Below are 21,222 nucleotides of genomic sequence, written 5' to 3'. Positions count from 1 at the left end.
ATCCACTCTATAAAAAGTCTAACTTTTTGGGGTCACTACAAGTTCCCATTTTTCTCTGGTGTTTTGATATTCCTAATTTAAAAATAAAATACTGTAATTTAAAGCTGCCGCAAAAGTAACCCAAAGAATATAAGGAATCATCAACCAGCCACGCGTTATTAATTTATAACGCAAGTAGTCCCACTGTTGAACTATTAATAATAGCCATAACAATGAGATATCAATCACAGATAATAAATTATTTTGTAAAGAAAAAAAGAAAAATGTCCAGAAAAAGTTTGCAATAAATTGTAAAATAAATAGCGTAATCATCCGTTTTTTTCTGTTGTTTATTTGGATGAACTAAGATGAAATAAAAAGTAATGCCCATAAAAATATACAACACCAACCACACTGGTCCAAATAACCAGCCTGGCGGAGCAAAACTTGGTAATCTCAACGCTTGATAATATTCTCTCGCATTTACTGAAAATAAGCCCGACAAGAGCCCTAGTCCGGTAATTCCTACAATACTTATCCATAAACGCTTATCTTTCACTCGGTTCATGTTTTTTGCCCCTTTCTATTTCTCTTCTTTACTGTAGCATGGTTGCGAATAATCTACCATTAATACACTTAACAAAAAAAGACCGTTCTTTTAAGAAACAGTCTTTTGCTGTAACCTCACAGAAGCTATCAGCATGAGGTTACACTTTTTTTAATTTTTATAGGTCAATATCAATTGGTTCATCTCGTTCAAGAATTGCTTCAATACTATCTTTCATTAAATGAATGATTTGTTCTTCTGAAGGATGGATAATTCCAGAAGTCATCAATGCAGCCACACCAGTAGCGACCACCCATGTTCCCATGTGTAAAGAGTCGATTTGAACATCGTTTAAATTAGCATACTCAGGATCAGCTTTTACCGCTTCAGTAAAATAGTGATAAGAGAATTCTTGCATTTTTTTGCCGCCACCATATTCTTCTAAATAAAGCGCACGGTATAACTTACTTTCACTTGTCGCAAAATGAATATAGTTTAAAGCCAAATCAACAATTGTATTCCCAGTATGTTTTACTGGAAAGACTTCTTTCGCTAAGTATTTATGAATTTTTTGGAATAAAGCATCGCGTAAATCATCCATGTTTTTAAATTCCAAATAAATCGGTTGGGTGGAACATTTCATTTTATTAGCAATATTACGTGCAGTGAACTTCGAAAATCCTTCAGTGGCGACTACTTCATAGGCAGCTGTTAAAATCTGCTCTTTCGTAATGGTTTTTTTTCTTGCCATAATTCCCTATCCCCTTTATTCATTCATATACAACGCTTCCAAATAAATGCTTATGGTTATTGTAACACGATTTTTCTATTATGCAAAATTAGAACAACTCTTTGTACAAAAGTTCACTGAGCGGGAGCACGACAACTTTTACCCCAACTTAAAATAACAGTTGATAAAGGCTTTATTTCGTTGAGTTCCCTGCTCTTCCGTGTTATGATATGAGCAGTCATTACCCATCAAAATGAAGGAGGAATCACGAATGACCTTAGAGAATTTTAATGAAAATCTAAAGAAATATGCACGTTTAATTGCTGAAACGGGTGTCAATGTTCAGGACAATCATACGGTTGTTTTACAAATCAGTGTCGATCAAGCGCCCCTTGCCCGCTTAATTACGGAAGAAGCTTATCGCTTAGGCGCGGCCGAAGTAATTGTTCAATGGAGCGACGAAACCATTCAACGTGAATTTTTAGCCCATGCTGCAACTGATCGTATTGAAAATGTTCCTCAATATAAAATTGATCAAACCGATGATTGGATTGCCAAAGGCGCAAGCCGAATTAGCGTGGTTTCTTCTAATCCTGATGCATTAGCTGGCGTGGATGCACAACGTGTAGCAGCTTTCCAAACGGCTAATGGGAAAGCATTGGTCAACCTACGAAAAGCAACGCAAGCCAACAAAGTAAGTTGGACTGTTGTAGCTGCTGCTAGTGAAGGCTGGGCAGCTAAAGTCTTTCCAGAATTAGCAACAAGTGAAGAACAAGTTGATGCACTTTGGAATGAAATTTTCAAAACAACACGAATTTATGAAGAAAACCCAGTCATTGCTTGGGATATCCATGATAAAAAATTACAAGAAAAAGCGGCTGAATTAAACGAACAACAATTTACTGCTTTACACTACACAGCTCCTGGGACAGATTTAACGATTGGTTTGCCTAAAAACCATTTATGGGAAGGCGCTGGTAGTTATAACGCGCGTGGAGAAGAATTCATGGCTAATATGCCAACAGAAGAAGTTTTCACCGCTCCAGATAGTCGCCGCGTTGATGGTTATGTCTCTAGTACAAAACCACTAAGTTATGCTGGCACAATCATTTCGGGAATGAAATTTACATTTAAAGATGGAAAAGTTGTTGACTTCTCAGCTGAACAAGGCGAAGAAGCATTGAAAAATCTCTTAGCTATTGATGAAGGTGCCAAACACTTAGGAGAAGTTGCTTTAGTACCAGACCCTTCACCAATTTCACAATCCGGTTTGATTTTTTATAATACATTGTTCGATGAAAACGCCTCTAATCATTTAGCCTTTGGTTCGGCCTATGCCTTCAACTTACAAGGCGGCACGGAGATGAGCGAAGAAGAATTAGCTGAAGCTGGTTTAAATCGTAGCCAAACACATGTGGACTTTATGGTAGGATCTGACAAAATGAATATTGACGGCATTAAGGAAGACGGGACGATTGTTCCAGTTTTTAGAAATGGCGATTGGGCATAGTCCTACCAAATGTTGAAACCAAAGTTTTTAGCTCCAAAAAATAAGAAGAAACTGCTTTTATTCAGTAGGTTCTTTTAAAATTTAGAAAGTGAGGCCTAAGTTGCAGCGATTTAGGCCTCACTTTCTTATGCTAAAAAATCAATTGCATTCGAAGGACCTTTAACGTTATAATCAAATTGAAAGCGGATTCTTTTACACGATATAAGTTTACTTTTAAATAAAAGAATTTTTTTCAAAAAAGTAGAATTGGAGAATTAACATGGGATTATTTGATGGATTATTAGGGAATGCAACACAAAATAACAATGAAACAGCTGAAAAAGAATTACGGGATGTTTTAATCCCTAACGAAAAAGTAGATATGGCCTTCACTTTAGTAAGAGATTTAATTGTCTTTACAGATAAACGCTTAATTTTAGTCGATAAACAAGGAATTACAGGTAAAAAAGTTGATTATAAATCGATTCCCTACAAATCTATTTCACGCTTTTCTGTTGAAACTAGTGGACATTTCGACCTAGATGCAGAACTAAAGATATGGATTTCAAGTGCTGAGTTACCTTCAGTAAGTCTTCAATTTAGAAAAGATAAAGATATTGTTGCTATTCAACAAGCTTTAGCAGCTGCTGTATTATCTTGAATCCACAAAAAAAGACAGGAAAGCGACCAACTTTCCTGTCTTTTTAATTTTAGATAAAATAAAAAAGGCTTCTCAGCCTTGATACGTTCCTTATTCAATCAGACACATGGCGGCACTTGCTTAGTGCTGCTTCCTTCCGGATCTGACACAATTCACTAGCCCGCCATTGTCCTAGCCTTTCGGCAAAACCTAGTATAACGTATTTTTATTCTTTTGACTAGTCTTTCTTTTGATTTTTTAAAAGTTTCTCTTCTTTTTTCTTTGCCCGTAACCTTTTAAAGAACTGAACTAGCAATAAGCGACACTCTTCTTCTAAAACGCCTGCTTCGACATAGGCCACATGATTGAAGCGTTCATCTTCTAATAAATTCATCAAAGTCCCAGCAGTGCCTGCTTTAGGATCAGTTGCGCCATAATAAACTTCTGGAATTCGTGCTAAAAGCATCGCCCCACTACACATTGGACAAGGCTCTAAAGTTACAAATAATTGGGTTTCTTCTAGACGCCAATTTTCTATCCCGCGACACGCTTCTTGGATTGCATACATTTCTGCATGCGCCGTTGCTTCTTGCCGTGCTTCTCTCAGATTATGCCCGCGGCCAATAATTTCCCCTTGACGAACTATCACAGCTCCAATAGGCACCTCAGCCAAACCTTCTGCTTTTTTCGCTTCTGCAATGGCTTCTCGCATAAAAAATTCTTTTTCTTCTTGTGTTAACGTTGTTTCTTTTTTTCCCAATTAATTTCCACCTTTCGGCTTTTTCCCACTAAACTTCTGTCTTGCTTCATGGTACAATAAATCAGTGAGGTGTGTCTATGATTATTGAAAATTTATCTCAGCTTTATCCCAAAGGCTATTTATCAAAAACAATTGGTTCCGAAGCCACCTATTCAATTCCTGTTGACGACCAATTTTTCATTGTGAATAAAGCTTTCTTAAGCATTAAAGAACAGCATTTGTTGGAAGCGCTTTTTCCAATTTCTGAAAACCCAACAATTACTGGTAACCATCCTTGGTTCAGTTACTTATTTCAACAGGCAAAATTACCTGCCGAAGGGACCTTTCGTATGTTGCAAATTCAAACGAATGTCACAAAAGAATTACAAGCTGAATGGCAATTTAATTTAACAAAGATGTTTCCAGATACAGTTGATTGTTTCAGTCCAAGTAATAATATGTATATTTTAGTTGAAGAACAGTCAAAAAATACCTTTCAACAAGAAGAAATTCAAGGGATCTTTTTAACATTAGATACAGACTTTGATTGCACTAGTGCTGTATTTGTTGGCAATTTTTATTCCTCTGAAGACATTCTCCGGCGTTGTTTCCATGAAGAACAACGTATTTTTTCAGAAGAACTTAATTCCTCTAGTCGGACGACTGTTTTTAGTTTAACTGATGTTGCCCTCCACTATTTTACCAAGGAAGCCATGAGCCAAAATGTACTTGTTGAGTATTATCGTCGTTTATTAAATAAAGACACCGATATTCAGCCAATCATCAGCGCTTTGTGGAAAAATCAAGGCAATATCAGCTCCACTGCAAAAGATTTATTTATGCATCGAAATACTTTACACTATCGGTTGGAAAAGTTTTTTGAACAAACTGGCTTATCTTTAAAAAAAATGGATGATTTAATCTTTTGTTATTTGTTATTAAGAAAGTAGTACGTCCATTTTGTACTCGTATGTTTTTTATTCCCAATTAGAAAGTAGGCGTTCCAATGAAAATTACCGCATATGTCGCTAGTGCATTTAGTAAAAACCACGAAGGTGGCAACAAAGCAGGCGTTGTTTTTATGACACAGCCCTTAACGAGAACCCAAAAAATGGCCATCGCCAAAGAACTAGGATTTGCAGAAACTGCTTTTATTTCAGACTCAAAGATTGCTGATTTCCGCCTTGAATATTTTACGCCAAAAGAAGAAGTCGACTTATGTGGCCACGCGACAATTGGCGCTTTCACCATTATGAAGCACTTAAATAAATTATTGCAAACAGCATATACAATCGAAACGAACAGCGGTTTGCTCGCAATCACGGCGAACGATGAACAACTATTTATGGAACAAACTGTCCCAACTTTTTATGATACGCTCACTTTAGAAGAATTGAGCGGCTGCTTTGATTTAAACGCAGTGGCAACAGCTTTTCCTATCCAGATTGTGTCAACGGGTCTAAAAGATATTTTGGTTCCCATTAAAAATGCGCAATTATTACAGGATTTACAACCAAACTTTGAAAAAATTAAGTTACTTAGTCAAAAGTATGGAGTTATTGGGATGCATCTTTTTGCTTTGTCTGAAGAAAATATCATTTGTAGGAATTTTGCACCCCTTTATGACATCGATGAAGAAGCTGCTACTGGTACATCAAACGGTGCGTTAGCTTGTTATCTGCGCCATCACCAAATTTTACAAAAAACCAATTACACTTTTGCCCAAGGTTATACCTTAAACGCTCCTTCAGAAGTCTTAGTGCGTTTGAACACTACACCTCAAAAGACAATTGATCAAGTTCTAGTTGGTGGCAGAGGCTATTATGTTGAAACAAAAGAATTATTTTTATAAAAAAAAGATGGCCTAGGCCATCTTTTTTACTTCATTGCATCTTCAATAAATGTGAAAAAGCGTTCTTTTAAAGAATCTGTATTGTCTTTAACTTTTTCGCCATATTCAGTTAATTTTGAACCGCCATCTTTCACACGATCAACAACATTTAAAACAGAATCTAATTCATCATCGGATAAATCATCGACAATCGATAATAATTTTTGGTTTCCATCAAATTTATCGTCTACAAACTTTTTAACTTTATAACGATTGGAAACATGAGATACCTTCTTAATAATTTTTTCAGAAGCGATGACTGCAACAGAGACACTTGCAACTGCAGCAATGCTTAAACCGATACCAATTTTTGTTGATGCTTTCATTTCCTTCAGCTCCTCTGTTATTTTCTATTTTAATCATAACATATTATTACTTTTATGCGTAATAGAAAGACCTTTGCTGGCACTTAGTCTCGGCGGTTGTTGCCACCAAATAAAATAACCAAACGTAAAAGTTGTAAAAAGGTCGAAAGCGCCGCTGCTACGTAGGTAAGTGCAGCTGCAAAAAGAACTTTTCTGGCCATTGGGACTTCTTCTTCTGTTAATAACCCACCTTCAGAAAGAATACTTAATGCACGTCTAGACGCATTAAACTCCACCGGTAAAGTCACCAATTGAAAAATCAAGGCTAATGAAAAAGCCAAAATTCCAATGTTGATTAATGTTTGATTCCAACTAAATAAAACACCAATCAAAATTAGTGGAAAGGAGATGGTTGAACCGATGTTGGCAACTGGAACAATGGCTGCACGAAGACGTAAAGGCACATAGTTCGTATGATCTTGTACCGCATGTCCGCATTCATGAGCCGCCACGCCAATAGCCGCGACCGATGTCGATTGAGCAGTGGCTTCGGATAGACTCAACATTTTGTTTCCAGAATTATAATTGTCGGTTAAATCACCAGCAATTTGCTGAACTCCGACATCATTAATTTGTTCTTTTTGTAAAATATATTGTGCTGCCTGCGTGCCTGTAACATGTTTACTGCTTCGTACTTGATCATATTTACGAAAGGTACTGTTAACATATGCGGAGGCCGCACCAGAAATCGCAATTCCGATAATTACCAATATATAGGTTGGATCGATTCCAAAATAAAAGGGCATCATTGTCCTCTACCTCCATCTTTTTTTCTTTATTGTAGCATGATAGTGAAAAAAAGGGAGCGACAAACGTTGTCTTTTGTTTAAAAAAATGATGAATTTTTCAAGAAAGTGCCAAAACTAACAAAAGTGTCACTCAATTAACGGAAAAAAATATGGCAAATTTCCCAAAAAAAAGGCATACTATTCCTTGAGGTGAGGAAAATGAAAACATTACTAAAAATATTAATTCCCATAGTCATTTTAGCTGGCGGTAGCTGGGGCGTTTATAATTACTATTACGGCGGAGAAGCCTACTATACACAAATCACAACATCTGGTGAAAAGAAAGATGAAAAATCAGCTTCTGGTGAACCGACGACTTTGTATTACTATCAACAACCTGCGTTTAATAAAAACGGTGAAGAAAAGACCGTTGAATTAAACGAATATCGTGATCAACCTTTGCGTATGAAAGCCTATCTAAAATTGAAAGTCAATCCCCGTAAAGGTGTGATCAGCTGGAATGAAGTGACAGAAAAAGAAGTCCCTGAAAAAGCTTTAGAAAAATTAAAATAAAGAAAAAACCGTTGGTCGCTTGCCAACGGCTTTTTTTCTTTATAATTGATTACTAATTTTTTCGATATTTTTTAGCATGATGGACACTGTGCCATCTGGATTATTAACAAATTCAATTAAATCCCCATTGCGGTAAACATCTAACGGAACAATTAATTCAATACCGTTATCCATTTTTAACTTTTGTTTGCCAAATTTCTTTTCAGAAATTTCGCGAGATTCTCTGACTGGCGGTGTTTTGTCGACAAACTTCGACTCATTCACTTCTTCTTGGTAAGCTAATTTAGCTGATACATTTTCTTTAAATACTTGCTCAGCAATCTGCTCATTGTCAATCGTTCCCGTTTCCTCAATGCTATCATATACCGCTTCTTTTACAGAAGCCATTAGTTCAAACTCATCTTCGTTAAATTTCTTTCCAATGCGTTTGACTGCCTTTTTAATTTCTTTGATATTTTCTTCCATGGAAGGTGCCGCTTGCGTCTCAATCACTTTTTCAGAGAAATACCAGATTTTTTCTCCTGAAAATTCATATCTTTTCTCTAGTAATTCAAACGCTAATGTATCTAAGTCAACTGTAATTCCTTCATCTGGTTTTTGTGATTTTGAAGACAAAATTGCTCGATTGATAATCAGTTTGTTATAAACGGATTCTTCTTCATAGTCGACGTAATGCGTGTAACTTTCTTTATAGTTTAATTTAATCATTGCGACATGTAACACCGTATCTAATTCATATAAAATGAACAAAATATCAGCACTAGGCGCATCTTCGCTTCCTGAATAAACATCATACCAATGTTGGGTAACTTCTTGGCTTTTCTTCACAAAATCACTAGGAATCCCACGTAACGTGTCAACAAAGGAACTATTTTCCGCCAATGTTCCAGTCTTTGTTTGTGCAGTCGAAAGTTTTGAAATTTTTGCAGTTAAATACGTTCGAATATACTCGGTCGTTAAATCTAGTTCCTTTTCAGAGAAAACCGGCGTCCCAGTTTCTCGATCAATAATGTGTAAAATTGCTTTTTTTAAATAAATATCCATTTTTACGCTCTCCTTTTCTCAACCTTTTTAGTCTAACTGAAAGAGAGAAAAAAGCCAATAGTTTCTATAAAAAGAAGAAGAATTCGTAGACAAATATCTACAAATTCTTCTTTACTTCAAAAAGCGATTACCCTTCTTCGCTGTATAACATCCCTGTTGCTTCATCAACTGGATCGACTTTATTAAAGATGCCTTTCTTTCTGAAAATATAAGTTAAGCCCATTGGTACAATAATGGCAATCACCATTGCGCCTAAAAACGGCAAGTAATATTGTGGCACAATAGATAAAATTCCTGGCAAGCCACCGACGCCTATACTTGTCGCACGAACGCCCATTAAAGTGGCAAACATTCCTGCCATTGCTGAACCAATCATGCCCGCAACAAATGGATAAACATATTTTAAGTTGATCCCAAACATCGCTGGTTCAGTCACACCTAGGTAACAAGAAATCATTGCTGGAATCGAAACTTGTTCTTCTTTTTTGTTTCCACGATGCATAAAGATAACTGCTAAAACCGCTGAACCTTGTGCAATATTTGATAGAGCAATCATTGGCCATAAGTTGGTTGACTGAAAGTCAGCAATCAACTGTAAATCAATCGCATTACTCATATGATGCAACCCAGTGATGACTAATGGTGCGTACATAAAGCCAAAGACGGCGCCAAATAACCAATTAAATGTTGACGTTAATCCTGCATTTACGATATCAGAAACCCAACTACCAATCGTCCAACCGATTGGTCCTAAAATGACATGTGCAGCCAATACTGTTGGTACTAAAGCAAACAATGGGACAAAAATCATTGAAATTGCTTGAGGAATCACTTTTCTAAAGAAAATTTCAAGATAGGCAAGCAAGAAGCCGGCTAACATAGCTGGGATAACTTGCGCTTGATAACCAATCATGTTAACTTGAGCAAACCCAAAATCCCAGAAAGGAATTTCTGCTGCTTTAGTCGTCGCAACTGAATAAGCATTCAGAAGTTGTGGTGAGACTAATGTAATCCCTAGGACAATCCCCAAGATTTGTGTGGTTCCCATTTTCTTCGTAATACTCCACGTAATCCCAACTGGCAAGAAGTGGAAAATTGCTTCGCCGATTAACCATAAGAATGAATTGACCCCATTCCAAAATTGAGAAACTTCCACGATTGTTTGACCATCAAGAAAGCCAAATGGAACCCCTTCCAAAATATTGCGGAACCCTAAAATCAATCCCCCGATAACAAGTGCAGGAATTAATGGTGTAAAAATCTCAGCTAAAACAGAAACAACTCGTTGAACAGGACTCAAATTACTTTTGGCAGCTGCTTTCCCTTCTTCTTTTGAAACCCCTTCTAAACCGGAAATTGCAGAAAAATCATTATAAAATTGTGGGACTTCATTCCCAATAATTACTTGAAACTGTCCAGCATTTGTAAAGGTTCCTTTTACAGAAGGAATATCTTCAATCACAGGTACATCCGCTTTTTTTGGATCTTTTAATACAAAACGCATTCGAGTTGCACAATGAGAAACAGCTGAAATATTTTCTTTGCCTCCTACTGCTTTCAACAACTGCTGTGCATCGCTTTGAAACTTACCCATTTTACATTCTCCTCTCAAACTTGTATATACAATTAAGTTGTATATACATCATACTTGATTATTCTTTTTTTGGCAAGCGCTTTCTTTCAAAAAAAGAATTTTATTTTTTTACAAATCCCTTGTCTTTTCTTAAAGAGTCAAACAGAACGCTTTTTTAGCTGCTTCTTTATTGCTATACTACAGAGGGAAAAAACGAAAAGGAGTATGAAAAATGTTTTTTAAAGAAATTCATCATGTGGCAATCAATGCCTCAAATTATCAAGCAACTAAAAATTTTTATGTCGAAAAGTTGGGCTTTGAAGTTCTTCGCGAAAATCATCGTCCCGAAAAAAATGATATTAAATTAGATTTAAAATTAGGCAGCCAAGAATTAGAAATTTTCATTTCTGATCAATTTCCCGCTCGCCCCTCTTATCCTGAATCTTTAGGATTACGTCATTTAGCTTTTAAAGTTGAACATATTGAAGAAGTGATTGCTTTTTTAAATGAGCAAGGAATTGAAACAGAACCGCTACGAGTAGATGATTTTACGGGTGAAAAAATGACCTTCTTTTTTGATCCAGATGGACTACCTTTAGAACTTCATGAATAATAAATAAAGGAGAGAAACAAAATGAAAGATACCTTTCGCTTAGAAAACCAGACGATTTATTTTGGTACAGAACGAGCAATTTCAGCCAGCCCTCAAACGATTTGGCGCTACCTGACTGAGACAGACAAGCTAAAACAATGGTTTCCAGAATTAGAAATTGGTGAATTAGGTGTTAACGGGTTTTGGCGGTTTATTCTGCCCGATTTTGAAGAAACGATGCCTTTCACTGACTACGCAGAGGAAAAATATCTGGGCGTGACTTGGGATACTGGTATCATCTATTTTGACTTAAAAGAACAAGCGCCTCATCAGACCCTGTTAGTCTTTTCAGAATCTCTCCCAGAAAATTTTACAACACCTCGCCATAAAGATATCGCTGGTTGGTCAATTGTTCTCAACCGCTTGAAGCAAGTAGTTGAAACTCCTGATGCAGCACCAGAAAAAATAGATTTTCCGCAAATAGAAAATCATTACTTAGAAAAATTAACGAATTTAGAAAATTAAAAAGTGTGGCACAACGGGTAAATAACCCTCTGTGCCACACTTTTTAAAAACGCAAGATACGCTGATAAACAAATAAACCTAAATCAATTAAGCAAACAACAAAAATTGCCAATAATACAAAAGAGACCCGCAACTCTGCGGCGTACATCCCTCGTAAACTAATTGTTGCCAAACATAACCCAAAAATCGTTGCCATTGTCACTTGTAACACGGTTCCTGGTTTTAGGGCATAAACAAAAATGCCAATCAAACTAGAAACAACGAGGTGTGTCAATGGCAATTGAAGCCAATTGACAACAAACAGACTGAGGAAACATCCTAAAAGAGTCCCCCAAAAACGTGTCTTAATACGCGTGTTCATTTCTGCCTTCACTGGATGCAAGAGTAGAAAAACATTCATCGGAATCCAAATTATTTTAATGCCTCCTACACTCCACATTAAAATAAAACTCAGCGTAATGGTGAAACTCATACGAATAGCTAAACGAAATCGTTGCACCTTTTCGTCAGGACTTTCTAAAAATTGTTTGAAACTTGTGATCCCAAAAAAAGTCTGTTGTAAGTCGTGCCAGAAATTAATAACCGCCAATTTTTGTTGCTTCATATTTAATTGAATGCTTTTAAAAAAGCGAACATGGCCTCTACTCTTTAAGCTGGTTAGCTGACTTAATCCTGTTTGCCACCAAGCGTTTAGTGTTAAAGCCAATAAAAAAAGACCGATTAAAAAGGCCACAACTTGAGATTGCATCAAAAATGTATTTCCTTTAACCTGGATTAACTGACAAAACGTAAACATCATCAAATAACTATGATACCGCATCGGTGTCGCAGATGAATAAAATAAATAAACAATTAAAAATGTCACACTACTATTTAAAATAATAGACCAGCTAAAGGAACTACTAGCTATAAATGCTAAAAAACTGATCACAAATTGCCTGATACTCATTTTGGGCAGCGCTACAAACGAATAATCTTTTTTATAGTTAATTTTAAACATAATAGTAAATACAGGCACCATAATTAAATAGCTTGGGGAAAATAAAAAATCCAATGTATAAAAACTAACCAAAAAAAAGGCGATGACTGGGAAAATGGCCCAAACATACGCAAAAAATTGCTGACTTTTTGTACTAAAAAAATAAATAACAATCACTCCAATATCGATTCCTTATCCATTGTAACATGCTTGTCAATTCCCTCCTCAAATTGAATATACCAATTCGTTAAAAATAAATAAAAAAGCAAATAAATACGCTTTCATTTCTTGTTTTTTGTGCTATAATCAGCCTATATGATATATCATTTAAAACAAAGGAGCTACTTTCATGAATATTCAAGCGATTGATACGCGACACGGAACTGCCAACCAACATAGTTTTTCAAACGGAAATTGTCTACCCTATACTGGCGTGCCATTTGGGATGAACTTTTACGCCCCGCAAACAACTGACCAAAAAGGCAGCTGGTGGTTTCATCCAGAAGATCGAACATTTCAAGGCTATCGAGTAACGCATCAACCAAGTCCTTGGATGGGTGATTTTAGTCATTTATTAATGACCCCTGTCAGTGGTTCATTGTCGGAACTTTCTTTATTCCATGCCCAAAGTTCTTATCGTCCAGAAGAAAGCCTTTTTTCTCCTGTTGAAATTAACTTAACTCAATTACGCTATCAAATAACTTCTCAATTAATCCCAAGCATGTATGGGGGTATCTTAACCATTGATTATCAACAAAAAGATAATCACTTACTACTAACTCTGCCTGGACGTTATCAAGTAAAACAATTAGATGACCATCAAGTGGCTGTAAAAGTCATCAACTATTCTGGTTGTGAAGATCCAGATTTTAGTTTTTATTTTGTGCTTCATTTTGAACAGCCTTTAACCAAATGGTTTGCCCCTTCTTCAGGTGAAGATGGCAAAATCCTTCTTTCTTTTGGAAATATTGCTCAACAAGTTGTTCATTTTAGTAGTTCATTTATTTCTGAAAAACAAGCGCAGTTAAATTTAGCGCGAGAAATCTCTTTGCGTTCTACTGAGATGCTGCAACAAGGAATCGCAGATTGGCATAATTATTTCGATCGCCTTAAAGTAACGCATGAAAACCCTGAACATACTAAAACGTTTTATCATACACTGTATCGAACATTCCTATTTCCGCAAACCTTTTATGAATTGGACGAAAATCAGCAGCCGATTCATTATGATACGTTCTCGCAAACGGTTCGTCCTGGTGTACTATATACCAATAATGGCTTTTGGGATACTTATAAAACGGTCTACCCATTGTTCTCGCTAATTGCTCAAGAAAAATACGAAGAGATGCTAGAAGGCTTTTTAAATAGTTACAACGAAACAGGTTTCTTGCCAAAATGGTTATCGCCAGATGAGCGTGGTTTAATGCCCGGCACCTTGATTGACGCTGTCATTGCTGATGCCGCCGTGAAAAAGATTCGTCCTGACTTGATGCCTCAGTTCCTAGAAGCGATGAAAAAAGGCGCCACACAACAAAGCGAACGAGAAAATTATGGACGTCAAGGAACTCTGGATTATCTAAAATATGGCTATGTTCCTTCAACCTATCATGAATCTGTCAATCATACCTTAGACTATGCGTACAGCGATTTCTGTATTTCGCAAGTTGCAAAAACATTGAATGATTCAGAGACCGCAACGTTTTATCGTCAACAAGCCTTGAATTATCAACAACTTTTTAATCCTGAAACTGGCTTTATGCAAGCAAAGGATACTGAAGGCAATTTCCGTCCTGACTTTTTAGATATTCGTTGGGGCAAAGATTACGCCGAAGGAAGTGCTTGGCAATCAAGTTTTGCGGTTTATCAAGATTTTGCAGGTTTGATTAAGCTATATGGTAGCGAGTTAGCTTTCGAAAAAAAATTAATTCAGCTCTGCAATCAAGCGCCTAACTTTAACGTTGAAGGCTATGGTTTTGAAATTCATGAAATGAGTGAAATGGCGGCAATTGATTTTGGTCAATTAGCCATCTCAAATCAACCAAGTTTCCATTATCCGTTTCTATTCAGCTACATCGGCAAACCAGAGATGGCTCAACCACTTTTAAAACAACTAATGCAAACATTTGATGCTTCACCAACTGGCTATCCAGGTGATGAAGACAATGGTAGCATGTCTGCTTGGTATATTTTTAATAGCTTAGGCTTTTATCCCGTCACACCAGGAACTGGTGAATATGTAATCGGGATGCCTTTAGTCCAGACGGCGGAAGTAAAACTATCAAATGGTAAACAATTAACCATTCAAACATCACCAAACAAAGTCCAACAACAATTTATTCATGAAATTCAGTTAAACCAAGAAAAACATACTGCGCCTTATTTTACTCATCAAGAACTATTAAACGGCGGGACTTTAGATTATCAATTAGGGATTGTCCCGAATCCACAAAACACAGCAGAACGACCGTTTTCATTAAGTACAGAAAAATAATAAAAAGAAAGATGTTCATAAAAATTGAACATCTTTCTTTTTATTCTTCGACACCTGCGTAATTTGATTGGTATTGCTCTCGAAATTCTTTTGGGGTAATTCCATTTAATTTTTTAAACATTTTTGAAAAATAGTTGGTATTGTTAAATCCTACTTTTTCTGAAATTTCGTTGATTGTATCATCCGTGTACAATAATAATTTCTGGGCATGCTTGGTAGGCACTTGATTCAAATATTGAGAAAAACTCCGCTTGGTTTCTTTTTTGAAAATTTGGCCTAAATAACTAGGATTCAAATGAAGCTCATCCGCCACCGTTTTTAAGTTTAATTCTTCTAAATAGCCTTGTTCAATTCTTTCTACAGCTTGGCTAACACTTTCTGAATATTTTTTTATTTTAGGTTTATTTTTCACTTCTGCCAAGACTTGCTGCATTAACGCATACAATGTATTAAGATTGTTGCTAGCTCGAATTTCTTCCACGATTTTTTCATAGTTTTCTTCTAACACAGTTGGATACTGACGGGAAATATCTGAAAAAAGTAAAAAGACTACATAGCGTACATATTCTGGCGTAGCGTGTTGTTGACTTAACTGATTGAAAATGGCATCTAATTCCCGTTGAATGGTCTGCATATCCCCAATCATCAAGGCTTGGTTAAACGCTAGAAAAGTAAAATCTTCTGCCGAACGATTCATTTGTTCTTTTTGATTATTTGGCAGAAATTCTTGATAGAACGTTTCAATTGCTTGCAACTGTTTTACTTTCTCATAACTTTCATAAACCGTTTCCCATTCATTGACAGATTCCCCTACAAAAATCTGACCTTGACCAGCTAGAATCGCTTCAATTTCACGAATAAATAAGAACGCTTCTTGTCTAGCCCCTTTATAGATAAGTAACAATTGGTGGTACGTACTCATCCAACTTTCAATGAATAACAGTTGACCTTTTTTCATAAATAGTTCCTTGATTGTTTCTAAAAATGGCATCTCAGCTTCAACCAATAAAACGGTAAAATCACCTGGTTTTATAGTCGTAAATTGCTGCATTAACTCTTCGTATTCCCCTTCGCTGATTTCATCATTAAGCCAACGCATCAAGCCATTTTCTAGATATAGACGCACGCGGGCATGGGATTTTTTTTGTTGGTCCAATTCTGTTTTAATTCTCTGGATATTGGCTAATAGTTCTTGCTTATTGACTGGTTTCAAAAGATAATCTTGGACCTGCAAAGCCATGCCTTTTTTGACGTAATCAAACTCTTGATAACCTGATAAAATTAAACTAATAAATTGATGTCCTTTTTTCTTTGCTTGCTCAATTAATTCGATCCCACTCATTTCCGGCATCGTAATATCTGTTAATAAAACATCAATGGATTCTGTTTCTAAAAAAGCCAATGCTTCTTGCGCACTACGCGCTGTTTTAACAATTTCAAAGCCTAACTCTTGCCAAGGAATAATCCATTTTAAGCCTTCTAAAATCATATATTCATCATCAACAAACATCACTCGATACATCTTTTCACCCCTTATGCTACAAACGAAAGACGAATTGTCGTCCCTTCTCCTTCTTTCCCTTCAATGGTTAAACCATAACTCTCCCCAAAAAAGCGTTGTAAACGTTCATGAACATTTCTTAATCCAATGGATTGTTCCGTTTCTATTTCTGTTTGATTTAAACGTTCGCGAATTTCCTCTAACCGATTGGCGGTGATTCCTTTTCCATTATCCACAACAGCCACAATAATTTTTTCGCCTTCTCGGTAGGCGTGGACCTTAATAGCATTGTCTTGTCGTTGATAGTCAATACCATGCACAAAATAATTTTCGACAAGCGGCTGAATGATAAACTTAGGAATTTCAACATCAGCAATTGTTTCTTCTATTTCGAACTTATAGGCAAATTGATCGGGATAACGCATTTGATACAAATACACATATTTTTCGCAAAATGAGATTTCCTCTGCCAAGGTCGTGGTTTTTTCTTGGTTAATATTATTCCTAAGTAGCGTTGAAAAAGCATAGACAACATCAGCTAGTTCTTCTTGTTGCCGACTCAAGGCATACATACGAATATATTCCAACGTATTATAAAGAAAATGAGGATTAATTTGCGACTGTAACGCTCTCATGTGGGCATCACGTTGCTTAATTTCTAAAGTATAAATATCGTGAATGTATTGATCTAAACTGTCTACCATAAAATTAATCGCGGAAGCAATATCATTCAACTCTTCCTGAACTTGATTCGTGTCAATTCGTTCTTTTAAATTGCCATCGCCAATGGCTCTGTCGCTTCTAAAATTAATTGGACTTGTTGAGAATAGCGTTTAAATAGGCGGTTTAAGCCCACTAATAAAATAACAATCAAAAGTAACCCAATCCCTAAAATGGCCGCATAATTCATAAACAATTGTTGAAATAAGACTCGGCGGCTTGTTAATAAGAGAATGGTACTCCGGCCACTGCTTTCTATTTCCGTAATATCGTAGCGATTATGAAAAACTTGTTGAATGTCACTATCGGTGTGCATTCTTTTATCTAGTTGCCGCTCTTCTTCTTTGGTAAATTGTGCTTTTTCAGAAAAAATTTGATTCCCAGCACTATCATAGATAAACGCATTAATACCTGATTTTTTCAATAAGTCTGCTTGGTTGCCTAGCAACTCTTGACTTGAAAACACAGTGTACAACTCTCCCAGCGGTTGTCCTGTATAAGGATCGGAGATAATTCGCATTAGTTGAAAGCCATGTTTTTTAATTGATGACATATCCATTTTTTTCCCATTTGTAGCTGTGCGATTGGCGAACAAAACCTGATCAAATTCATCTAAGCGAATAATCACTTCTTCTAAGTCAGGAAAGGTGCTAAATAATGTACTTAAATTATTTCCAAAGTGGGTACTGACCCGATCTTCCGACCATTGGCTGTAAGTATAGTCAAAATACTCAGGAGGAGAAAGTTCCATATATTTTCGCATGTTTTCAATTTTACTTGCAGAGCCAGCTAATTCATTAATCATATTCGTCGCCGCATTATTTTTATTCGTTACATAGCTGTCAATTTGGGAAACGGCGTTATTTTTTTGTGAATCAATTGATAAGTTAATTGTATAAGTAACATAAACGCACAAAGCAGCCACCGTTAACAAAATAATACTTGTTAACAGTAGACTGTATTTTTGTACTAATCGATTTAATAAATATTTTTTTTTAAACAGTTTTTTGAAGATTCGCTTCATTTTGTTCCAACTTTCCATCAATAAACTGGCGATTTTTACGTGTGACATAGGCGCACCACATCATAATTAAGGCAAACGAAGCAAATAGTAGCAGTCCTTTCATTTTCCAAGTTAAAGCAACGATACTAATTACACCGAATAAGACTTTAAAAAATACACCGAGGTTTAAAAAGATACTGATAAATGAAAGCTTCATTAAATCAATAGTTGAGATAAAATAGCTTCCTTCATATAGTAGCATATAAATGTAAAAAATAACGAGTATTAGGGAAACAAAAAATAAAATAAATGTAATAATTAACCACATTATTCCGGTAAATTGAACGGCTAAATAAATATTATAAAAAACAAATCCTAAAGTGAAGAGAAAAAGTAGAAAATAACAGTTACTTCTTTTAAAATGTGCTTTCCATGATTCAAATGCTCGTTTAACGGTGATTGCTTGATAATTCATGCCCTCTTCCAAAATGAAATCAGTCATCATTTGGAGTGCTGGACCAACACCAAAAATAATCCCTCCAGCTAAACTAAATAAAACAAACAGTAAATTTAGTTTGATTACTGTCCAGGAAAGGTAAAACAACCGCTGAATCCCTGTACTTTCCATCTTCCTCTTCCTTTCTATTATGTAAAAGGCTGAGCCAAAAGCGCTCAGCTAATGCCTCAGCCTCCTGTGATTATTTTTGAGATTGGATATATTCGTCTAATTGTGTTTGCATTTCTTTTTGAACTTTATCCCAGCCAGCTGTTTTTAGGTCATCCATTAATTTTGGAAGTGTTTCTTCTGGATCAACAGTTCCTGTATTTAAGCTTGCTGCGTAGCGGTTCATAACTGTAGCAACGTTAGTGATTTCAGTTTTCACTTTATCATTTACAAAAGTAAAACCAAGAATTGGTGAATCTTTTGCTTCTTCGATGCTCTTATCACGTTCTTTAACCATGTCTTCAGTGACAGATTCTTCTGGCCAAATGATTAAGTTGTTTCCTGTGTTCCAAGCACTCAAATGAGTTGTTGGTGTGTAATCTTTCAATAATTTCACACGATCATCGCCAACTTTTTCATATTGTTTGCCTTCTTCACCATAAACAAGTCCGTTTAGCAATTCTGGATTGCTGTTTAATAAGCCTAGCAATTCAACAGATTTTTCTTTGTTTTTAGACGTATTTGCAACAACATAGTTAGCCATTTGCGCTTGAGCTGTTGTTTTTAATGGTTCTGTTAGTGGACGAGAAACAAGTGGTTTGCCAGCAGCTTGTGTTAAGATTGTATCACCATAATCCATAGGTCCTTGTGTTTCTTGACGCATGAACCAAGTATTGGTATTTAAGTCATATGGTGTTGTACTTGTAGCAGCATCTGTTGGAATCAAGCCATCTTTATACCATTGATGTAAGACTTTTAAATTATTAATCATGTCTTTGTCGGCATATTGGTTAATAATTTTTGGTGAGCCAGTATCAGTTGTTTTCACTGCAAATGGATATTGGTTACCAATAGGGAAGTCATAATTACCTGTTGCAAAGAATGTTTGGCCGATAGCAAAAGCAGCAATATTTGGTTCTTTTTTATGGAATTCTTTTAGAACTTCGGTTGCACTTTCATAACTACCATCGACTTTACTAATATCTAAATTGTATTTATCGACATATTCTTTATTAAAAGTTAAAACTTGTTGACCGTAAGAGTTACCTAAAATTGGGAACGCATACAGTTTTCCATTGATCGTATTTCCTTTAATATAGTTATCTGGTAATTGATCATAGGCTTCTTTGGCATATTTAGGTGCTAAATCAGTTAAATCAGCATAGGCGCCTTTTTGTGCATTCGTTGCATAATTTTGTGCTAATGAAATATCATAGCTTTCACCAGAAGCAACGATTGTTGACATTTTTTGGTCCCAATCGCCCCAACCAACAAATTCCATTTTTAATTTTGCCCCAATTTTTTTCTCGATAATTTTATTCGCATTATCGATTAATTGGTCATAATTATCTGGTTTGTCCCCAACACGATACATTAATAACGTTGGTGTACTATCATCACCTTTTGACGCTGCATCTTTTGAAGATTTACCGCACGCGCTTAGTCCTACAGCTAAAGCTGCTGCGCCAGCTACGGCTAATCCTTTTTGCCATTTTTTCATTCCTTATTTCCTCCTGTACAATTTTATTCTTTCACGCCGCCGATTGTTAAACCACCCACGAAATATTTTTGGAAGAATGGGTAAGTTAACGCAATTGGTAACGTAGATAAGACAACAATCGCCATTCGAGCCGATTCACTTGGTAGAACGCCTAAGCCTTCTTGTGCTGCTGCACCCATATCCGTACTTCTCGATAAGAACTCTAAGTTGTTTTGAATTTTCATCAATAAATACTGTAATGGTACCAAGGTATCTTTTTGAATGTAAAGTAATGCATTGAACCAATCGTTCCAATAACCCAAAGCCGCAAATAAACTAATTGTGGCAATCCCTGGAACGGCTAGCGGTAACACAATGCTGACAAAAATGCGCATTTCACTTGCGCCATCAATACGTGCCGATTCAATAATACTGTCAGGCACGGTTTTCTTGAAAAACGTTCGCATCACTAAAATATTAAATGGTCCTAAAGCTAAAGGCAAAATTAACGCCCAAATTGTATCTTTCAATTGCAATAAGTTTGTCATTACTAAATAGTTCGCAACCATCCCTGGTGAAAATAACATTGTAATTAACGCAAACAATGTAAAGAATTTTTTAAATGGAAAGTTGGAACGAGAAATGACATAGGCATATAATGACGTCATTGTTGCATTGACAATCGTCCCTGTCACCGTAATGAATACCGTTATCCCTAAGGCATGAATAATGCGTTGACTCATTGCCCCTTGGAAAATGTAACGATAGGCCTCCAATGAAAATTCTTTTGGCCAAAACCGGTAGCCGTTTGCTGCTAATGATCCTTCACTTGTCAATGAAATCATAATAACAAAGAAAAACGGAACCACACAGGAAATAGCAAAAATAGCAATGACAATATTGAAAATCAAATTCGCTGTCGGGTTGAAGGATCGAACGTTAACGCTAGTGACTTTTTTCTTTTTCATA

Annotated in this window: 19 protein-coding genes, 1 other RNA gene and 2 pseudogenes; 8 read left to right on the top strand and 14 right to left on the bottom strand. The window is 36.1% G+C overall.

Translation table 11 applies throughout. The features are described 5' to 3' along the window. Positions 1 to 72: 72 nt before the first annotated feature. Both HMPREF2810_RS14650 and HMPREF2810_RS14645 read right to left on the bottom strand, forming a co-directional pair. Positions 73 to 547, bottom strand: a pseudogene (locus HMPREF2810_RS14650) (TspO/MBR family protein). A gap of 157 nt (positions 548 to 704) precedes the next feature. Continuing rightward, positions 705 to 1,277, bottom strand: coding sequence for a TetR/AcrR family transcriptional regulator (locus HMPREF2810_RS14645; protein ID WP_002356883.1), 573 nt, complete (start codon positions 1,275 to 1,277; stop codon positions 705 to 707). Positions 1,278 to 1,527: 250 nt separating this feature from the next. Between HMPREF2810_RS14645 and HMPREF2810_RS14640 the strand changes: the two genes are divergently transcribed. Together HMPREF2810_RS14640 and HMPREF2810_RS14635 are read left to right on the top strand one after the other, a co-directional pair. Beyond that, positions 1,528 to 2,766 carry an aminopeptidase gene (locus tag HMPREF2810_RS14640; RefSeq protein ID WP_010815190.1) on the top strand — a complete coding sequence of 413 codons (1,239 nt, stop codon included), beginning with the start codon at positions 1,528 to 1,530 and terminating at the stop codon, positions 2,764 to 2,766. 259 nt (positions 2,767 to 3,025) lie between these two features. Beyond that, positions 3,026 to 3,406, top strand: coding sequence for a PH domain-containing protein (locus tag HMPREF2810_RS14635; protein WP_002356881.1), 381 nt, complete (start codon positions 3,026 to 3,028; stop codon positions 3,404 to 3,406). A gap of 92 nt (positions 3,407 to 3,498) precedes the next feature. Here the strand turns inward: HMPREF2810_RS14635 and ffs are convergent. Next, positions 3,499 to 3,583, bottom strand: an RNA gene (gene ffs, locus HMPREF2810_RS14630) — signal recognition particle sRNA small type. A 40-nt stretch (positions 3,584 to 3,623) separates the two neighbouring features. Continuing rightward, the gene (gene tadA, locus HMPREF2810_RS14625) at positions 3,624 to 4,145 is read right to left on the bottom strand and encodes a tRNA adenosine(34) deaminase TadA (protein WP_002384292.1); all 522 of its coding nucleotides are present in this window, start codon (positions 4,143 to 4,145) and stop codon (positions 3,624 to 3,626) included. Positions 4,146 to 4,222: 77 nt separating this feature from the next. On the opposite strand from tadA, the gene HMPREF2810_RS14620 reads away from it, so the two are divergent. Together HMPREF2810_RS14620 and HMPREF2810_RS14615 are read left to right on the top strand one after the other, a co-directional pair. Continuing rightward, positions 4,223 to 5,074: a PucR family transcriptional regulator gene (locus tag HMPREF2810_RS14620; RefSeq protein ID WP_002383772.1), complete on the top strand. Its 852-nt coding sequence runs from the start codon at positions 4,223 to 4,225 to the stop codon at positions 5,072 to 5,074. Positions 5,075 to 5,130: 56 nt separating this feature from the next. Next, positions 5,131 to 5,976 carry a PhzF family phenazine biosynthesis protein gene (locus tag HMPREF2810_RS14615; RefSeq protein WP_002384291.1) on the top strand — a complete coding sequence of 282 codons (846 nt, stop codon included), beginning with the start codon at positions 5,131 to 5,133 and terminating at the stop codon, positions 5,974 to 5,976. Positions 5,977 to 6,002: 26 nt separating this feature from the next. Here HMPREF2810_RS14615 and HMPREF2810_RS14610 read toward each other — a convergent pair whose 3' ends face one another. Both HMPREF2810_RS14610 and HMPREF2810_RS14605 read right to left on the bottom strand, forming a co-directional pair. Then, positions 6,003 to 6,341, bottom strand: coding sequence for a hypothetical protein (locus HMPREF2810_RS14610; RefSeq protein WP_070635625.1), 339 nt, complete (start codon positions 6,339 to 6,341; stop codon positions 6,003 to 6,005). An 83-nt stretch (positions 6,342 to 6,424) separates the two neighbouring features. Next, the gene (locus tag HMPREF2810_RS14605) at positions 6,425 to 7,129 is read right to left on the bottom strand and encodes a zinc metallopeptidase (RefSeq protein ID WP_002384290.1); all 705 of its coding nucleotides are present in this window, start codon (positions 7,127 to 7,129) and stop codon (positions 6,425 to 6,427) included. Between the two features lie 198 nt (positions 7,130 to 7,327). Between HMPREF2810_RS14605 and HMPREF2810_RS14600 the strand changes: the two genes are divergently transcribed. After that, positions 7,328 to 7,681, top strand: a complete 354-nt coding sequence (locus tag HMPREF2810_RS14600; protein ID WP_002384289.1) for a YxeA family protein — start codon at positions 7,328 to 7,330, stop codon at positions 7,679 to 7,681. Positions 7,682 to 7,720: 39 nt separating this feature from the next. Here the strand turns inward: HMPREF2810_RS14600 and HMPREF2810_RS14595 are convergent, their stop codons facing one another. Both HMPREF2810_RS14595 and treP read right to left on the bottom strand, forming a co-directional pair. After that, a complete protein-coding gene (locus HMPREF2810_RS14595) occupies positions 7,721 to 8,725 on the bottom strand; it encodes a nucleoid-associated protein (protein WP_002356866.1) in 1,005 nt (334 codons plus the stop codon). Positions 8,726 to 8,852: 127 nt separating this feature from the next. Then, the gene (gene treP, locus HMPREF2810_RS14590; RefSeq protein WP_002383776.1) at positions 8,853 to 10,319 is read right to left on the bottom strand and encodes a PTS system trehalose-specific EIIBC component; all 1,467 of its coding nucleotides are present in this window, start codon (positions 10,317 to 10,319) and stop codon (positions 8,853 to 8,855) included. 211 nt (positions 10,320 to 10,530) lie between these two features. Between treP and HMPREF2810_RS14585 the strand changes: the two genes are divergently transcribed. Beyond that, complete coding sequence (locus tag HMPREF2810_RS14585; RefSeq protein WP_048942181.1) at positions 10,531 to 10,911, top strand: SMU1112c/YaeR family gloxylase I-like metalloprotein; 381 nt, start codon at positions 10,531 to 10,533, stop codon at positions 10,909 to 10,911. A 21-nt stretch (positions 10,912 to 10,932) separates the two neighbouring features. Next, positions 10,933 to 11,415 (top strand): SRPBCC family protein, encoded by a 483-nt coding sequence (locus HMPREF2810_RS14580; RefSeq protein WP_002356863.1) that lies wholly within the window; start codon positions 10,933 to 10,935, stop codon positions 11,413 to 11,415. A 43-nt stretch (positions 11,416 to 11,458) separates the two neighbouring features. On the opposite strand, the gene HMPREF2810_RS14575 is transcribed toward HMPREF2810_RS14580, so the two are convergent. Beyond that, on the bottom strand, positions 11,459 to 12,571 hold the full coding sequence (locus tag HMPREF2810_RS14575) for an FUSC family protein (protein WP_010815192.1): 1,113 nt from the start codon (positions 12,569 to 12,571) through the stop codon (positions 11,459 to 11,461). Positions 12,572 to 12,743: 172 nt separating this feature from the next. Between HMPREF2810_RS14575 and HMPREF2810_RS14570 the strand changes: the two genes are divergently transcribed. Beyond that, on the top strand, positions 12,744 to 14,885 hold the full coding sequence (locus HMPREF2810_RS14570; protein ID WP_002374433.1) for a GH92 family glycosyl hydrolase: 2,142 nt from the start codon (positions 12,744 to 12,746) through the stop codon (positions 14,883 to 14,885). A gap of 40 nt (positions 14,886 to 14,925) precedes the next feature. Here HMPREF2810_RS14570 and HMPREF2810_RS14565 read toward each other — a convergent pair whose 3' ends face one another. The 5 genes and pseudogenes from HMPREF2810_RS14565 to HMPREF2810_RS14545 all read right to left on the bottom strand — a co-directional run bounded on the left by HMPREF2810_RS14565 (position 14,926) and on the right by HMPREF2810_RS14545 (position 21,221). Next, positions 14,926 to 16,407, bottom strand: a complete 1,482-nt coding sequence (locus HMPREF2810_RS14565) for a response regulator transcription factor (RefSeq protein WP_048942180.1) — start codon at positions 16,405 to 16,407, stop codon at positions 14,926 to 14,928. A gap of 11 nt (positions 16,408 to 16,418) precedes the next feature. Next, positions 16,419 to 18,148 (bottom strand): annotated as a pseudogene (locus HMPREF2810_RS16280) (sensor histidine kinase). Continuing rightward, positions 18,102 to 18,737 (bottom strand): YesL family protein, encoded by a 636-nt coding sequence (locus HMPREF2810_RS14555; RefSeq protein WP_002362905.1) that lies wholly within the window; start codon positions 18,735 to 18,737, stop codon positions 18,102 to 18,104. The pseudogene HMPREF2810_RS16280 and the gene HMPREF2810_RS14555 overlap by 47 nt, the downstream one beginning before the upstream one ends. 70 nt (positions 18,738 to 18,807) lie before the next feature. Then, complete coding sequence (locus tag HMPREF2810_RS14550) at positions 18,808 to 20,274, bottom strand: ABC transporter substrate-binding protein (RefSeq protein WP_002384284.1); 1,467 nt, start codon at positions 20,272 to 20,274, stop codon at positions 18,808 to 18,810. A gap of 23 nt (positions 20,275 to 20,297) precedes the next feature. After that, positions 20,298 to 21,221: a carbohydrate ABC transporter permease gene (locus HMPREF2810_RS14545; RefSeq protein ID WP_002384283.1), complete on the bottom strand. Its 924-nt coding sequence runs from the start codon at positions 21,219 to 21,221 to the stop codon at positions 20,298 to 20,300. Between the last annotated feature and the right edge of the window lies 1 nt (position 21,222).

This window comes from Enterococcus sp. HMSC078F03 (assembly GCF_001811595.1).
GTDB classification, from domain to species: Bacteria; Bacillota; Bacilli; order Lactobacillales; family Enterococcaceae; genus Enterococcus; species Enterococcus faecalis.
The sequence above is the reverse complement of the archived record's forward strand: the minus strand, read 5'-3'. Positions and strand labels throughout refer to the sequence as shown.

Bases quoted from the DNA above. Each gene is read 5' to 3' on its own strand.
- HMPREF2810_RS14645 (WP_002356883.1), bottom strand. From the start codon at position 1,277: ATGGCAAGAAAAAAAACCATTACGAAAGAGCAGATTTTAACAGCTGCC.
- HMPREF2810_RS14640 (WP_010815190.1), top strand. From the start codon at position 1,528: ATGACCTTAGAGAATTTTAATGAAAATCTAAAGAAATATGCACGTTTA.
- HMPREF2810_RS14635 (WP_002356881.1), top strand. From the start codon at position 3,026: ATGGGATTATTTGATGGATTATTAGGGAATGCAACACAAAATAACAAT.
- HMPREF2810_RS14620 (WP_002383772.1), top strand. From the start codon at position 4,223: ATGATTATTGAAAATTTATCTCAGCTTTATCCCAAAGGCTATTTATCA.
- HMPREF2810_RS14615 (WP_002384291.1), top strand. From the start codon at position 5,131: ATGAAAATTACCGCATATGTCGCTAGTGCATTTAGTAAAAACCACGAA.
- HMPREF2810_RS14610 (WP_070635625.1), bottom strand. From the start codon at position 6,341: ATGAAAGCATCAACAAAAATTGGTATCGGTTTAAGCATTGCTGCAGTT.
- HMPREF2810_RS14605 (WP_002384290.1), bottom strand. From the start codon at position 7,129: ATGATGCCCTTTTATTTTGGAATCGATCCAACCTATATATTGGTAATT.
- HMPREF2810_RS14600 (WP_002384289.1), top strand. From the start codon at position 7,328: ATGAAAACATTACTAAAAATATTAATTCCCATAGTCATTTTAGCTGGC.
- HMPREF2810_RS14595 (WP_002356866.1), bottom strand. From the start codon at position 8,725: ATGGATATTTATTTAAAAAAAGCAATTTTACACATTATTGATCGAGAA.
- treP (WP_002383776.1), bottom strand. From the start codon at position 10,319: ATGGGTAAGTTTCAAAGCGATGCACAGCAGTTGTTGAAAGCAGTAGGA.
- HMPREF2810_RS14585 (WP_048942181.1), top strand. From the start codon at position 10,531: ATGTTTTTTAAAGAAATTCATCATGTGGCAATCAATGCCTCAAATTAT.
- HMPREF2810_RS14580 (WP_002356863.1), top strand. From the start codon at position 10,933: ATGAAAGATACCTTTCGCTTAGAAAACCAGACGATTTATTTTGGTACA.
- HMPREF2810_RS14570 (WP_002374433.1), top strand. From the start codon at position 12,744: ATGAATATTCAAGCGATTGATACGCGACACGGAACTGCCAACCAACAT.
- HMPREF2810_RS14565 (WP_048942180.1), bottom strand. From the start codon at position 16,407: ATGTATCGAGTGATGTTTGTTGATGATGAATATATGATTTTAGAAGGC.
- HMPREF2810_RS14555 (WP_002362905.1), bottom strand. From the start codon at position 18,737: ATGGAAAGTACAGGGATTCAGCGGTTGTTTTACCTTTCCTGGACAGTA.
- HMPREF2810_RS14550 (WP_002384284.1), bottom strand. From the start codon at position 20,274: ATGAAAAAATGGCAAAAAGGATTAGCCGTAGCTGGCGCAGCAGCTTTA.
- HMPREF2810_RS14545 (WP_002384283.1), bottom strand. From the start codon at position 21,221: ATGAAAAAGAAAAAAGTCACTAGCGTTAACGTTCGATCCTTCAACCCG.